The following is a 16,478-nucleotide window of genomic DNA, read 5'->3' as shown; positions in this document are numbered from 1 at the left end:
AAGACGCTCACAGGTTGGTTCTTCCGGTCTTGCGAAGACCTTTTGGGGTTGCATTCCAGCCTGCAATCTCATCGGTATGCGTATTGTCAACCCAGCCGTTTTTAACATCGTCACGGTGATCAAACTGATACACATATGGTTTGATGTCAATTACCGGAGTTCCGTCCAGGATATCTACAGCACCTATCTCAAGAATATTGCCCTTAACGGAGTAAAGGTCAACTATTGAAAATCCAATCGGATTCGGCCTGTTAAAGTGCCTTATTGAAAAGATACCTCTTTCCTTTTCTTCATCAAGGAAGGGTTTTCTGACAATTTCGCTGCCGGTCGATCTGTCAAAATGATACAATAATATTAGATGCGAAAAATTTTCAATGTCCTTTAGACCTTCTGCATATTCTTCAAATACTTCCAGAGTTCCCCTGGAAGGATTGAATATGCCCTGAATCGGGGTTTCTTCCTGCACGTTATGTTCTGAGTGGATTATTCCTATCGGTTTGTAGGTAATAAGACTCTCTTTAACAATTCTCTTTTTTTCTTCAGTTGCCATAGAAAAATTACTCCACAATTCTCAAATTAAAAATAAAAAAAGTTTAAAGGTTTTCGTACTTATCAGAGGGATAAGTTTCAAACCCGCATTCCCGATATAGAGCCTTGCCGTCGTCTGATGCCACAAATTCAACAAACTTCATCGCATCATCGGGTTGTTCACTGAATGTGAGTTTGCCGACCGGAACAACCTTTACAAATCCTTCTTCAACGGGAATGTCAACGACATCCATTTTTTCAGTGTCAAGTAGATCTTCCCAGATGATTACAGCATCAACCTGATCCATATTCAGGTAGACTAAAAGTTCATTTACCGTTCCTGAACGGACTGCAATGTTGTCCTGGATATCTTCCCACAGACCGTTTTTGGTAAGGACACTCTTTGAAGCCTTTCCAACCGCGTTTCCTTCAGGTTCGCCGATGCCGACCTTTACTCCCTCTTTGGTCAGGTCTTTTAAGGTCCTGATATCTTTCGGGTTGCCTTTTTTTGTGGCAATGGCCAGTACGTGATATACAACATCCCTGCTGTCATCAATAAAGCCTTTTTTGGCTGCCGACTCGATATATGCACGGGCTCCGGGCATATACACATCCCCTTCCTGAAGAAGTTCTATCTGTGAGAGGAGCTGGGCAGAGCCTCCGTAGGTATATTTTATCAAAATGCCTTCCTTTTCCTTAAAGGCATCAGCAATCTTTTCCATAGGCTCTCTTAGCCCGGCACCGCAATATACCACAAGTGATTTTTCAGAAGCCCCCGTTACTGCCGGAGTCTGAACATCGGTGTCAGCTGCATTTGAAGTACAGCCTGATGCAAGGATTAGACCTGCAAAAACCAGAATAACAATTAAACCAGAAATAATTTTTTTCATTCAAAATAAATATAATGCACAACACTATTTAACATATAGTTTGACGCACATAATATGTAAACTAATTATGATTGACAAATGTTTCAGCATCCCTCTTCGGCCAAAAATCACAACAACATAAATGAAATTAAATCACACTGGAGAGATGTCAGCAGATACTATAAAGAAAATAAGCAGAGCAATAATTTAGAGGAATAATTCCCTGAACAAAGTCTTAAATTACCAAAACAAAACAAACTTAAGAGAGATTTATTTTGAATAAGGAAACATTACCGGGAGATAAAAGAATTAAGTTTGGTATTAACGAGCTTGCGGGCTCTGTCGGGGATTTCGGTACAATATTCCCTATAATTCTCGGCGTGGCACTTGTTTCAAACGTGAATCTTAGTACAATATTTCTCTTTTTTGCCATCTGGTATGCGCTTGTCGGCGTATACTATAATATGCCGATTCCTGTTGAACCGATGAAGGCCATTGGGGCGGTTGTAATTGCAGAGGGTCTCTCAGCCCCTGAAATCGCTGCATCAGGCATAATTATCGGAGTAATGTTCCTTTTGATCGGTTATCTCAGGGGAATGAAAAAAATACAGAGGTTTATCCCGGAGAGCGTTATCAGGGGTGTTCAGGCCGGTCTTGCAATCCTGCTTTTAAAGACATCATTTGGTTTTGTAATAAATGATCTAACATTTGCTCTGATTTCGGTCTTTATTGTTCTGTTATTTATGATACTGTCATTAAGGACAAAAATTCCGGATTTGTCAGCCCTGATAATAATTGGTATCGGAATTGCAACCGGATTTTTTGCATACGGAATTCCAAATCCGAAAATGATTGCGATACCAGAGATTGTGATACCGGAAACTGCGGATTTTGTCTTCTCTGCATGGCATCTGGTAATCCCGCAGATACCCCTGACTCTGACAAATGCCATACTTGCAACCTCCCTTCTTGCATTTGATCTCTTCAAAAGGGATGCAGAGCCTGACAAACTCTCAAAGACAATAGGGGCAATGAATATTATATCCTGTCCGCTCGGGGGCTTTCCTATGTGCCACGGTGCAGGAGGGCTGGCCGCCCAGTACAGATTCGGGGCACGCACAGGCGGCTCAAATGTTTTTGCAGGCATTATTATGCTGGGATTTGCATTTTTCTTTGCAACACCGGAGATGCTTCGGATAATCCCGACAGGGATATTTGCAGGTCTTCTGATATTTGTGGCACTGACTCTTGGAAAATCTGCATCAAAGACAGATTCATGGCCGGTCACTATTTTAATAGGTATCCTGACACCCTTCACCGGCATTACCTTTGCTTTCGCAGGGGGAATGCTGCTGGCTTATTTTGAAAAATTCAGGGTAAAAAAGAATCGTAATGACGGAAATCGGATGTGAACATAAACCTGTTTATATGGTCAAAAGCCCATAAATTTGTTTTTTATATTTTATTAGAGATTAATGCGCACATAATTATTAGATGTCCCCGCCAGGGGGTCTGTATTGCCGGATCTCATCATGTGTCATACCAAACATCGTCTGAAAAAACAAAGCAGTTATGGAGCCACCATATCTCTTCAATTTATGTGATGTTATTAAAATAAAGCACTTGTCTCACTTTATTTTTGTGCATGACTTTTTCATGTCAAACCGGCCTGAAACAGACCAGATTCAGGCTTTGATTTTGGTATTTTTATATTGCCAAAAACAGATCAAAAATAAAGGCGCTAATTACCATGCATTTGAATCTTTAATAAAAGATATAATAATTTTTAAAAAAATATTTTGTTTTGGTAAAAAAATAACAAAATATATATTGCACTTTTACCAATTACTTTTCGTTAGCGTTGCCCTTTTGTTAACATAATATTGTTTACTAAGGAATTCTTATCTTCGTTGACATGATTTCCCGGATGCCGGAATATTCCTAAAAATTATTATCCGGCATTTCAGGAGGTAGATTATTGATGAAAAACAGCAGAAAAAAAATTCTAAGTCTAACAGCGGCATCAGCGGTTTTTCTGATGCTCGCTTTATGTGTAATGCCTGTGTCTGCAGTTGATTTTGCAGATAACAACGAGACATTCATTAAAATGGCCAATGGTGCCTTTTATAACTTAAGCGGTGACGACTATTATTTTAAGTTCACTAAAGAAGGAGGCGGTCTGAATGCAATCCATATATCGGACAGCATAACAAATTCAGCAGGAGGAGTTTACACAAACAAAGGTCTTTCAGGGACATTTTATATCTCGGATACAAGCAAAAACCCGGGATGCAGCGACTCTGCAATACTGATGTTTGCAGTACCGGAAAATGCTGATACAATGGATCTCGCATTAAGTATTACAGCATCAGGCTACAACTGGACACTGACACCCACAATCATGTATCCGAGTTCTGTTACCTATTACAATTCAGTCAATATCGGCACCTTTGATGAAGGTGATTTCCTGGAAATTGGAAACGAGGATGTGACCTCCATATGGCGCCCTTATTTCGATGAAAATTATCCGATGTACTATGGTCAGGATATGACCAACACTAACAACAAATACAAGGTAATGTTCATTGATCTTGCACTCGGCACACTCAAATACAACACAAACCTGACAGACAACGGGATGATCAAAGTCCAGTATAATATATCAGGTTATGAAGACAATGCATTGTTTGATATCTACACATGGTGCAACCAGTCTACCCAGGGACAGGGCGTCTCATGGACAAACAGGGTAACTGACACAGGGAGCAGCGGCTGGACAATAGGTTTCTAAATCCTTAAAAATCTCTTTTTTTAAAAAAATAAATCAGGATTAAAGCATTTACTTTTTTGTAAAGTAATTTTATTTAACACACATAATATTTAAGTTATTTTAGTTTTTATATTATATGTCATAAAAATTATAAATTTGTATATATTGTTAATTTAATTTAATTGACATGCTTGCGAACCTTTCAATTCACTCACAGGATGGAACAATGATGGAGAAATTAAAATGAAAAAAACGATTTTTTTCGCTTTTATAATAGCTGTATTAGTGCTATTTTCAGCAGTCGTTTCGGCTGCTCCGATGGAACAAAATTCACAGATAAATATTGAGGTTTCAAATGCCAATGGAGCTTACCTCTCAGAAACCGGAACATATTATGCTGATATATCAGGGGACGGCCAAAGTCCCGTTCATATAACGGCTGATACAGGAAATCCTTTAGGGAATGTTATATCAACAGAAAGTCTGACAGGTACATTTTACATATCATACGCAGGCGACAGGGGATTTTCGGACGATAACGTCCTGCTTCTTGCTGTCAAAAACCCGGTTCCTGAAAACATTACAGTCAGGATAAAATCATCAGGATACAGATGGCCGGAAATGACAGGGAATGAAACCCTTCCGGACGGTGAAAACCTGACATACACAGAAGGACTTATTGATGAAATCTTCTATTCGGAGGATTTCAGATACGGACCGCAAAACTGGAAACCGGCAGGAATTCCGGACTGTCCGTTATATTCCGGTACGGATCTTGTAAATGAGTCTGATACATTCAGCCTTATGTTTGTTGACCTGAAAGCAGGTGCACTGAATAAGGCAGAGAACCTGGCCGATACTTCATCGCTTGACAACAATGGTCTGGTAAGGGTTGACTACACCATTGAAAACCCAGGAGAATTTGCTGTATTCCATGCATACGGAGTTGAAAACAACTCTGAATCAGGTATACAGATAACCCGGACAAACGATGTTTCAGGAGATTCTGCAAATCTGCTGCAGGTAATTGTCAGTGCGCCTGAAAGCAAAGACGAGGAAGAATTAAGAATTGAAATAAATCCACAATCCGTTCAGTTGAACGTCAGCGAGACATTCGCTTTCACCGCAGCAGCATATGATCTTTCAAACAATGAAGTTCCTGGAGTTATTTTTAACTGGAATATTGATAACGAAACAGTCGGAACTATTGCAGACGACGGGATATTTGCCGCACTGGCCACAGGAAACACAACTGTTACAGCTCAAAATGGATCTTATTCAACAAATGCTGAAATAATTGTTGCAGACAACATCACAACAGAAGAATCAGAGAGTAATAATGAACCAGTGGAAGTCCAGCCAACAGCAGAACCGGAAAGTCCTCCGATGATGATGTTTTCAGCCCCGGCACCGCAGGGAGGAGTTATTCCAGACACCAACAATGTGTTTTTAAAGGTTGCCAATGATTTTGGCGCCAGATTCAACGATTTTGGGGATCACACATACAACATCAGATGGACAGGTGATGCATCTGAATGGCCGGGTCTGGACGGCGGACAGAACGCACTTCATATCACAAATGATCTGTCAAAACCTGAAGGGCAGATTACAAATACAGCTGATCTGAGCGGTTCATTCTGGGTATCAGACACAGGCGGAAGACAGTATAAAGATGAAATATTGTTGCTTGTCTCAGTTAACGGATCCATACCAGATGATTTTAAAGTCCACCTTAAAGCAGACGGGTATGTCTGGGAACCAAATCCAATACCACACCAACCACCCGAATTAGGTACTGAGCACTACGAACCCATTACACTTGATGAATGGTTTACAAAAGACGACCTCATATACGGACCACAGACATGGAGACCCGCAGCACATGCAAAATACCCGATTTATCCCATGCAGAATGTAAATGATGAATCAAACCTGTTCATGATGATGCTTGTTGATCTGAATGCAGGCGACAGATACGGATTTAATCCTGTAAAGGTGCAGTATGAAATCCAAAATCTGAACTCAATGCTTGCGTTCAATGCATATGCATATTCAAAAAATGCCGATACGGGTGTTTACAATATCACATGCTGGACAAACCGTCTGTGTTCATTATCCAACGATCCCAGTGATACTAACGGATTTAGCGGTTATTATGTCACAGGCACACCGCTTCCTCCGGCAGGCAGAGTGGAAATCGAACCAGAGAATCCATCAGTACCGGTTAACGGAAAAATCAGACTGACTGCAACCGCATACGATGAATCCAATAATATAATCACAAGTGCCCCTTTCACATGGGAATCTGGTGATACTTCAATAGGAACATTTGATGCAAACGGATTTTTTATCCCAAAAGCTATTGGAAATACTGAAATCATCGCATCAACAAACGGAGCATCAAAAAACACCACAATAACAGTTACAGCAGAAGTGCCAATAACAATTGAAACTATAATAATCACACCTGACAATGTTGTGATTTATGAGGATGATTTACAAAATACCAGCTTTACAGCCAACGGGTATGATCAGTTCGGTGACCTGATTGACCCGCTTGTATTTGCATGGACAAGCAGCAACACATCAGTTGGAGAGATAAATCAGGAAGGACTCTTTGAGGGAAAATCCACAGGAAATACCACCATCTGGGTCGAATCAGGCACCATAAAGGCCAATGCGGAAGTAAAAATCAAATCAAGACCTGACTGGAGTCTCAATCTTACAGGCACAAAGAATATAGCGTTTAAACGCTTGGATTTCATAAGCCTGTCATTGACAGACCCTTCTTCCTACACAGACAATTCAGAAAACTTATGGGAAGGTGTAAATCTCACCAGAATACTTGGTCTTGTCGATGACGATGACCCGGATTCATTCAATGAAACTCTTGCAAAACGCAACTACAAGGTATTTATTACAGGAAAATCAGCAGGAAATTCTAAAACAGTTGAGATTCAGAGCAAATATTCTTTTACAGAATCAGATGAATCATACATAATCGCCTGCAAGTTAAATGGCAAAGAGCTGCCACAGGAATTAATTTTCGGAAGGACATACTGGCCCCTGAAGTTCACAGGCTCGGGAGTTGTTACAACCGGTCTGAATATAGAGGAAATAACCGATATCGAGATTGAATTCCCGCCAGATGTCAGGAAAATTAATGTTCTTCCAGAAACTCTGAAGTTATTTGAAACAGAAGAGCCTGTACAGTTTTCGGCAACCGCATTAAACGCATCTGATGCTGTGATCCCGTTCATTGAATTTAACTGGACAAGCAGCGATACGTCTGTTGGCACCATCAATGAAACAGGATATTTTGAGATAACAGGCGCCGGAACAACACTTGTTACAGCAGAATTTAACGGGGTTACAGGTTCAGCTCCTGTCGAGATATATTCGAACGGACTCCCGCAGAAGAAATGGATTGTGGATCAGACAGGCAACGGAGATTTCAGGACAATTTCAGAGGCTGTGAACTGTGCCAGGGACAGAGACGAAATAATTGTCAGGGACGGCACTTATGATGAAAACTTTGTAATTAAAAGTGCAATTTCACTTAAATCAGAAAACGGACCGGGTTCAACAGTCATTCAACATGATTCATCATCAGGGGATCTAATACGTGTTAACTCCGGTGATGTCCTGATATCAGGCTTTAATATAAGTTATACAGGATTTGGGAGCACAAACGATAAAGTTGCAATAAGGATCAACAGTGTCAAAAACACAAATATATCAGGCAATACATTTTCAGACGGATACTACCCCGTATATGGTATTTCTGCTGACAATGCAATCGTTTCAGAAAACCATTTTGACTGTTCCGGCAATACTGCAATTTATTTGACGAATTCAGACAACGTGATCATAAAAGATAACACCATCGAAAAAATAAGTGACGGAATTCACCTGGTTACCGGTACAGGAAATCTGATAGAAAATAATAGTTTACATATTGAAGGGACAGGGATATACATAAACTCCCAGGATTATGCCAGAATCATCTCAAATGATATCCCGCAGTGTAGCACGGGTATTAAACCACTATTTTGTCAGAATACAGTTATTTCCAATAATCAATTTGGAGCAGTATCTCTAAAATATGGTTTATATTTAGAGTATTCCAAAAATATGACTATTTCGGATAACTCTTTTGGATATTCCACAGCTTATACTTTACTTTTAAGGTACACTCAGGAAGATCTAAAATTTGTAAACAATGAAGTGGAAAAAGGAAATTCAGCAACAATACGTTTTTATAAAATAAATCTGCCGGGAACTTTCGATATTTATATGAACAATTTCAGTGATTGCACAGCCGGAAGTTACGGATTTTTCAAAGATGTGAGTTTTAGCCTGAATTCCACCGTTCCGGTCACTTACATCTACAATGATACAAAATACACACGATATATCGGAAACCGCTATGATTCATACGCAGGTACAGACAGTGACGGAGACGGCCTCGGGGATACACCGTTCTCAGTAAACGGCGTAAACCATTACAACCCGCTCATATCACCTATTGAAAATTACCTCATTCTCGAAGCACAGAGTATAAACCTGACACAGGAATCCGCAACAGTTGAAGTCGGAGAAACACTGAACTTCTCTGCAGAAGCGATTGACCAGAGAGGCGATATTATGCCTGATGCAGGATTTGTATGGTCAGCAAGTCCTGCCGAAAGAGGCACAATCAGTCAAAGCGGATTATTTGAAGCAAAATCTACCGGAACAGTGACCATCACTGTCAGCCGTGACATGTCACAGGCATCAACGATCATTACAGTAACACCTGCAACCAAGAAGACAGAAGAGACATCTTTTGCTGTCAGCAATGTATCACTAGCATCAGGAGAAGGCAATAAACAAAAAGCCCTTATTAACACAAGCTCCGCCGAAGTTGACGGAAACAAAATCAAAATGAGACAAACCGGATTTAATCTGACATTTGTCGCAGAAGAGGAGAATCCAGTTGATGACGGCCAGAATATCAGTGCCACAATCAAAGAGATCATTCTTGAGACGGATGAAATAGCGGCAGAACTTCCCAGACCAGGCAATGTTTCGGGAAGAATAAACCTAAACCTGAACGACCTGCCACCGGGAGCAACCATCAGAACCACCATTTCTCAGAACGTCAACGAAGAGGCACAAACAGCATTCCAGCTTGTCGCAAATCAAAGCGGGGTTAAGATAGACTCCGTTGCCTTCACAATGAACATCGTCAAAACAAATCTTGAAAACGGAGTGGATATCAAATCAGCCTCAATAAGAATGGCGGTTTCACCTTCATGGGTTAAAGCCAACGGCGGAATAAGTAAAATCAGGATAATACGTTCTGCCGAAGACGGAACGAAGGAGATGCTGAAGACACGTTATGAAGGAACGGATGAAAACGGAATGATGATTTTCATCGGAGATTCTCCAAGAGGTCTTTCATTATTCGGTCTTGTTGCAGTTTCAACGCCGCAGAGTGCCCCAGGAGCATCATCCGGAGGCGGCGGTCCGAGCAACATTGGTGTTGCCTCGATATCAGGTATAAATGCAGGAGAATCAGTATCATTTGAACTTGACAAATCACCGGTATATGAGATTGACGTAAGTGCAGCCTCAGAAATTCCAAAACTGATGCTGACAGCAGAAGAGGGAATTAAACCACCAAAAGCAGATGATCCAAAAGGCACGATTTACCGCTTCATTGAGATAAAATCATACAGTGCTCCAAAAGACAGTATTAAAATGGCCACCATTAAATTCACTGTTGATAAGGAATGGCTCAGTTCAAACGGCATTGACACATACACAGTCAAACTGCTAAAGTACGACACAGAAAACGAAGACTGGAAGGAACTCTCAACAGTTTACGACGACAGTGAAAAGACCACTGAAAAATTCTTTGCAGACACGAATAATTTCAGATTCTTCGCAATCATTGGAGAAAAGAACTCTGCAATAAAACAGACTACTGACGATAAAAATGTTGTTGAGAAACCTATGGATAATACAGAACAAAAAACCGGTACAGAATCAGATTCCGGTAAGGATACTACATCACATTCAGGTTCAATACCACAGATTGCACTCGTCATAGCGCTTATTGCAGTCATATGCACTGCTGCCGGAATATACTGGCTGAAAACAACAAAAGAAAACAAACCCAAACAATAATTTTTTCTCTTTTTTCCGGGGGGCCGGTTAAATAATTAAAACCCTTAATCAGACCCGCATGAACTAAAAATTAACAGAAATCCAAATAATCAGCCAATTTTTTTACCACAAATGATTTAAAAAACAACTATGAATTAAAAAAATAGAATACTGGTTATTATATCTTTATCAGTCCCTTCCGGTCAGATGAACAGCCGAATCCTCAAAGAAGGCGTAAACATCTTTCCCTGGCTCAATCTTCATAGCATCAACCTCCCTTTCGGTCAAAAGCGAGCATAAGGAAAATCCGCAGTCAACATAGACCCTGTACATTGAATTGTAAGGATTTACACAGAGAACACTGCCCGGCAGAACATTCCTGCTTCCTGAAACAGGTGAATCTGACATCACGGTGTCAATACCGACATCAACCCCCCTTATGTAGGCACATATCTCTTTTTTGTCCCCGGCTTCACACAGAGCACGGATTTTAACACCGCAGATATCAACCGTGCACCCCCCGTTTTCAGAGCATCCGCCAACAGATCCCAAAAGGACATTTTCAATCCCGATAAACCTCCCGACAACAGAGTTTTCCGGTTTCCTGAAAACATCATTGAGCGTGCCTTCCTGCTCAAGTTTGCCGGATGATATTACCGCAACCTTCTCTGCAAGGGCAAACACCTCATCACGGGAATGAGTCACCTGAACAATAGTAATCCCCAGTTCCTTATGCAGTGACCTTAAGTCAGAGATAAACTTCTCACGGGTTATCGGGTCCATGGCCGACAGCGGTTCATCGAGAAGAAGAATATCCGGATTCACAACAAGGGAACGTGCAAGAGCAACCCTCTGCTGTTCCCCGCCGCTCATGGTCAGGGGATGCCTGTCCCTTAAATGACTGATGCCAAGCCTGTTCATTATGTTATCGACAGCTTTTGAGACCTCTTCCTTACCTGCCTTCTGCATTAAAAGACCAAAAGCAATATTCTCATACACACTCATATGGGGAAAAAGCGAATAATCCTGGTAAACAAGCGCTATTTTTCTCTTCTCAGGAGGAATGCCTGATACATCCTCACCTCTTATTAAAATCCTGCCGGAATCAGGCCTGTGAAGCCCTGCAATGGCCTCTAAAATTACAGTCTTTCCGGCACCAGAAGGACCTAAAACAAAATAATAATCTCCTTTTGAAATTTCAAGCGTCAGATTTTTCAGGCTGAAATCCCCAAGAGTAAGTGAAACGTCATCAAACTCTATCATCATACTTCCCCGCATACTTCATAACGTATCTCAGACCTGCAAAGACCAGAAGACAGATTACTATTATGATAAAGGCAATCGTGCTGCTCTCTTTAAGGCCGCTTGTTGTAAACCTGTAGTAAATCAGCGTTGAAATTATCATAGGATAATAGGCTATCATGATAACGGCTGCAAACTCTCCTATTGCCCTTCCCCATGCAAGAATGCACCCGTTTAAAATGTGCCTTGTACTTAAAGGAAGAACGACCTTCCTAAATGCCGTAAACCTTGTTGCACCAAGCGTCCTTGCAACATTCTCCATATGAACAGGCACTTTTTCAAAGCCTTCTCTGACAGTGTTTATAAAATAAGGAGATGAGACAAAAAACATCGCCATAACAATCCCAAGGTAGGCATCCTCAAAAACAATTCCCGCCTCCCCAAGCGGCCCTCCTATAATTCCCCTTCTCATGAAAAGAATATAAACAAGAATTCCGGCAACAGTGTGAGGGAGCATAACAGGAAGGTCAACAAGGCTCTCTACAAGACCCTTCCCCCTGAAATCAACCCTTGCAAGAACATATGCGAGCGGAATTCCGGTCACAAGCAAAAGTATGACGGCAGTTAGCCCTGCCATCATGGTAAGAAGAACTGAATCAATTACTTTAGACTCCGATGCAACCGATATCAGATTAGGTATGTCACCTGCCTGTGTAACTCCAAGATTTAACAATGAAATAAATGTTAAAAATACAATAAGACCGCCGATAAGCGAAAAAGAGATGATACAGCTGTCCGGAATACTGGATTTTTTAAACATGATAAAAAAAGTGATTTTTTTAGTTTGCTACTGCAAGAACTGACTGAAGACCTGCAGGAACTTCCAAAAATCCGTTTGCAGGAACAATCGGAGGCTGGCCTGCCTTTGTCATGATATCCTGACCGGTCTCTCCGACAAGCATCTCAACAAACTTTTCACCGTTTTCCGGCTGGTCTGCCGATGTTGGTACTGTAACACCGTAAACAATAGGCTTGCCTTTCTTCATTCCACCACTTGATTCAACCTGAACTGATGCGTATGTGTCCTTGAAATCAATGGATGAAAGATCAACAGCTTCGGGAAGTTCGATGTATTTTATACCGGACTCTGCATTCTGTTCTGCAACACTTCTGTATTCCCATGCATAGTCAAGATTTCCTGCCTGAAGACCGGAAATAAGATTTACACTCTTTGGATCAATTGTAAGCGGGAAGACTGGTTCGGGTTCAGTTGCATGAATGGTTGTCACACCGTCTTCTATCGTGGTTGTAATCTTACTGTTCTTTCCAACAAGGTTGTCAAAAATCTGATCGTCATTGTAGTTAGATTCAGCAAGCTGGATTGTCATGAGTGAACGGTATCCGCACGGGTCAAGGTTTGGATCTGAAAACGCCCATGCAACTCCCTCACGGCCAAGAACCTCATACCAGTTGTCTGCATTTACCTCATCTGCAAATTTGCTCTTGTCTGTAAAGCACAGAACCATTCTGTTCTTTGCAAATGTTGCATACCATGATGCGTAGTCAGGCACCATAAGACCGGGTATAAGTGAGTAATCCGCTGAAGCAAAAACATCTGCAGGCTTTCCAAGTTCAACAATCTCTTTTGCAAGCTTTGTGCTTCCGCCTGCATAAAGCTGGACATCAACGCCCGGGTATTTATCCTCAAATGCTGCTTCCATCTCTTCCATAGGAGCGGCAAGACTGCCGGCATGGAATACCTTAAGCACACTCTTCTCTGCAGGGACTGCTGTTGCCGCAGGCTGCCCCTGCTGATCCCCCGATACCTTTTCACCGCTGCCTGTGCAGCCTGATATAAAAACAACCGCACAGATAATGGCTAAAACCAGAATAAAAGATGAGAATTTTTTCATCAGTTTAATTCTGAGCCTTATTTTAAAAAAAACTATTTATTCAGGCCTATTTTTGTTAATCAGGTTAATTAAACGCCTCTTCCCCAGATCCATCTATTTTTTCCATAACATGAACTGATCTGGGTTTAAATGATAGGAATACCTCATCTCCTTTTTTCAGACTAAGGCTCTCAAACTGTTCCCATGTTACGAGGGCACTTATATTAAGACCGGCACCGCAGTCCACATCGGCAAAAATCAGCCTTCCCTGTCGTGAAATACCCGAAACAATCCCGGAGATTATATTTCTACCCCTGACCATCTCAATTCTTTTATGATGAACCGTAATCTCCTCAGGGCGTATGCAGGCTGATACACGGCTTCCCTGTGAAAATCCGGTCATCACCAGTATTTCAACACCACCTGCTTTCAAAATTGCATGTTTCCCGCCTTCTTCGCGCCGGATTACTTTTCCATATATTATATTGTTGATGCCGATAAATCTGGCAACACTCTCGTTTGCAGGTTTTGAAAATACCTCATCGGGTGTTCCCTTCTGATAAAATACACCCTCTATCATGACGCCAATCCTGTCTGCAAGCCTCTGACCCTGCATAAGATCATGCGTTGACATTACAATCGTTATTCCCTTCTCTTTGTTATAGTAATGAATCAGATCTTCAATTTTTTCAGTGTTTACAGGATCAAGACTTGCAGTCGGCTCGTCCATGAAAAGAATGTCGGGCTCGGTCACAATCGCCCTTGCAAGAGAGACCCTCTGCATTTCACCGCCTGAAAGTGTTTTGGCAAGTCGTTTTTCATACCCGGACAGGCCAATCTCCAAAAGTGCCTCTTCTACTTTCTCCTTTATTTCAGCCTTTTTTAGACCTCTGTATTTAAGGCCGAGCGCAACATTATCAAATACATTCATATTGAAGGCCGTAGGATTCTGAAAGACCATTCCCATCCGTCTTTTCATATCAACGGAAACCCTGCCGCCCTCAAAAAGATCTTTCCCGTCAAATATGACACTGCCCGAGGTAGGTGTTTCAAGAAGGTTCATTATACGAAGAAGCGTCGACTTCCCCTGACCCGAAGGCCCGATTATTGTAAATACCTCACCTTTTTTGATCTCAAGATCAACACCGTTTAAAACCTGTTTCTCGCCGAATTTTTTGTAAAGACCATGTATTTTAAACAAACCGTTCACCTCTGCTGGAAATAGGACATAAGCATATTCACAATTAAGGCAATTAAAAGGAGAATTATACCAAGAGCAATTGACAACGAAAAATTACCCTGACCAGTTTCAAGAGTAATCGTCGTGGTTAAAATCCTCGTCTGCCCCCTTATATTTCCTCCTATAAGTATGGCGGCACCGACCTCTGATATTGCACGGGAAAATCCCATCACGACAGCTGAAAGGATGGCAAAACGGGCTTCTTTTACCATTGATGCAAAGAACTGCAACGCGGTTGCACCAAGGGATCTTGACGTATCCTTTACTCCGCGGTCAAGGCTTGAAAGTGCTGCTATTGTAAGGCCTGTAATAATCGGCATTATCAAAACGGTCTGGCCGATTATCATTCCGGTAGGAGTGAATAGGAGGCTAAAAGCTCCCAGAGGACCGTTTTTTGTAAAAAGCATATACATAAGCAGACCCACCACAACGGTCGGCAGGGCATAAAGGGTCTGAATCAGGCTAATTAAGGCTTTTTTCGCGGGAAATTCATGAAATGATATATAAAGCCCAAGAGGCACGGCTATTATTGACGCAATTATTGTTGCACTGAATGTAATTGAGAGAGTCCTCAGTGTTATGTCAACAACTTCAGGATCCAGGGTCAGTATCAACACTAATGCCTGCTGAACACCTTCAGTAATGTAGCCCATAGCTTCTTTCCAATTAAATCTGATAATAAAAAAAGTTAAGTTTTAAATTCATACAACAGCTGCTGAAATTTCTTCCTGTGTAACACCTGAAGGTGAAAGGATATCAACTGCACCTTTTGCAGGGAAGAAGAGCGGCTGTCCGTATGCTTCAACACCAAATACCTTGATCTCTTCCTGAACGCCGTCAGAGGTCATGAAATTGATCCATTCCTTGCTGAGCTTTACGTTGGTGTCAGGGTATTTTTCAGGGCTGATTATCATTGCACTGTAAATGTTTATGAGTGCGTCACCCTCATTTACAAGTTCCACAAGTGAAATTGTTTCGTCTCCCTTGTATTTGAGGAAAGTTCCGATATCACTTAATGTGTAGGCATTCATCTCGTCAGCCATTGTAAGAGTTGTTCCCATACCTGCACCAGCCTCAACATACCAGTCTTCCTTTACCCAGACAGGTTCGTTTTCGTCATAGTCAAGGCCTACAGCCTTCCAGAGAGCTTTCTCTTTACCGTGTGTTCCGGAACCGTCACCACGGGAAACGAACTTGACATTCTCGTCTTCCTTGCCTTTCTCCATTATTGTTACAAGAGCATCTCCAGGTGCCATTCCTTTGATACCTGCGGGGTCACTCTCCGGACCGATAATTACAAAGTAGTTAAATGCAAAGACACGGCGCTCAATGCCTGATCCTGCGTCAAGGAATGCATTCTCACGAGAACGGTCGTGTACCATTAAAAGGTCGACATCTCCGTTGTTTCCGAATTCAAGAGCCTTTCCTGTTCCGACTGCTGTTATCTGAACATCAGCGCCTGTTTTCTCTTCAAACTCTGTTTCAAGCTGTGCAAGAAGTCCTGTTGCATCAAGGCTTGTTGTTGTTGCAATTAACAATACATTATCTTCAGAAGCTGCCGGAGTCTGCTCTGCTGTTGCCACTGCCTCTGTTGCAGCAGGGGTAGCATCCCCGGTGCTCTGTGTACCGGTACAGCCTGCCATAAAAATGGCACCAGCCAGTACAATTAATACCAGAATTAAACCAGATTTTTTAAAATCCATAGTTGTAATATATTTTAATAGGATTGTTATTAATATTTTGAAAAGATATTACAGATGTTAACCAAATGTCTTTTATAACAT

The 16,478-nt window shown here is 41.5% G+C and carries 11 protein-coding genes; 3 read left to right on the top strand and 8 right to left on the bottom strand.

Features of this window, described 5'->3' with window-relative positions; all coding sequences use genetic code 11:
- Positions 1–7 precede the first annotated feature (7 nt).
- Together tsaA and modA are read right to left on the bottom strand one after the other, a co-directional pair.
- Complete coding sequence (tsaA, locus tag F1737_RS00855; RefSeq protein ID WP_317136898.1) at positions 8–550, bottom strand: tRNA (N6-threonylcarbamoyladenosine(37)-N6)-methyltransferase TrmO; 543 nt, start codon at positions 548–550, stop codon at positions 8–10.
- Between the two features lie 43 nt (positions 551–593).
- On the bottom strand, positions 594–1,418 hold the full coding sequence (gene modA / locus F1737_RS00850; RefSeq protein WP_317136897.1) for a molybdate ABC transporter substrate-binding protein: 825 nt from the start codon (positions 1,416–1,418) through the stop codon (positions 594–596).
- 254 nt (positions 1,419–1,672) lie between these two features.
- Between modA and F1737_RS00845 the strand changes: the two genes are divergently transcribed.
- The 3 genes from F1737_RS00845 (at position 1,673) to F1737_RS00835 (ending at position 10,341) form a co-directional block, all read left to right on the top strand.
- Complete coding sequence (locus F1737_RS00845; RefSeq protein ID WP_317136896.1) at positions 1,673–2,809, top strand: putative sulfate/molybdate transporter; 1,137 nt, start codon at positions 1,673–1,675, stop codon at positions 2,807–2,809.
- A gap of 569 nt (positions 2,810–3,378) precedes the next feature.
- Complete coding sequence (locus F1737_RS00840) at positions 3,379–4,188, top strand: hypothetical protein (RefSeq protein WP_317136895.1); 810 nt, start codon at positions 3,379–3,381, stop codon at positions 4,186–4,188.
- 222 nt (positions 4,189–4,410) lie between these two features.
- On the top strand, positions 4,411–10,341 hold the full coding sequence (locus tag F1737_RS00835) for an Ig-like domain-containing protein (RefSeq protein ID WP_317136894.1): 5,931 nt from the start codon (positions 4,411–4,413) through the stop codon (positions 10,339–10,341).
- A gap of 168 nt (positions 10,342–10,509) precedes the next feature.
- Here the strand turns inward: F1737_RS00835 and F1737_RS00830 are convergent, their stop codons facing one another.
- From F1737_RS00830 to F1737_RS00805, 6 genes are all read right to left on the bottom strand, one after another.
- Entirely contained in the window at positions 10,510–11,586 is a 1,077-nt protein-coding gene (locus tag F1737_RS00830) for an ATP-binding cassette domain-containing protein (RefSeq protein ID WP_317136893.1), read from the bottom strand.
- Complete coding sequence (locus tag F1737_RS00825; RefSeq protein WP_317136892.1) at positions 11,570–12,382, bottom strand: ABC transporter permease; 813 nt, start codon at positions 12,380–12,382, stop codon at positions 11,570–11,572. The genes F1737_RS00830 and F1737_RS00825 overlap by 17 nt, the downstream gene beginning before the upstream one ends.
- 19 nt (positions 12,383–12,401) lie before the next feature.
- Positions 12,402–13,475: a tungstate ABC transporter substrate-binding protein WtpA gene (wtpA, locus tag F1737_RS00820; RefSeq protein WP_317136891.1), complete on the bottom strand. Its 1,074-nt coding sequence runs from the start codon at positions 13,473–13,475 to the stop codon at positions 12,402–12,404.
- Positions 13,476–13,539: 64 nt separating this feature from the next.
- Positions 13,540–14,655, bottom strand: coding sequence for an ABC transporter ATP-binding protein (locus tag F1737_RS00815; protein WP_317136890.1), 1,116 nt, complete (start codon positions 14,653–14,655; stop codon positions 13,540–13,542).
- Between the two features lie 5 nt (positions 14,656–14,660).
- Positions 14,661–15,347, bottom strand: coding sequence for an ABC transporter permease (locus F1737_RS00810; protein WP_317136889.1), 687 nt, complete (start codon positions 15,345–15,347; stop codon positions 14,661–14,663).
- Positions 15,348–15,395: 48 nt separating this feature from the next.
- Positions 15,396–16,337 carry a substrate-binding domain-containing protein gene (locus tag F1737_RS00805; RefSeq protein ID WP_317136888.1) on the bottom strand — a complete coding sequence of 314 codons (942 nt, stop codon included), beginning with the start codon at positions 16,335–16,337 and terminating at the stop codon, positions 15,396–15,398.
- Positions 16,338–16,478: the final 141 nt, after the last annotated feature.

Source organism: Methanoplanus sp. FWC-SCC4 (assembly GCF_032878975.1).
In the GTDB taxonomy this organism is placed as follows: Archaea; Halobacteriota; Methanomicrobia; order Methanomicrobiales; family Methanomicrobiaceae; genus Methanochimaera; species Methanochimaera problematica.
This window is presented reverse-complemented; position numbering and strand designations above follow the sequence as displayed.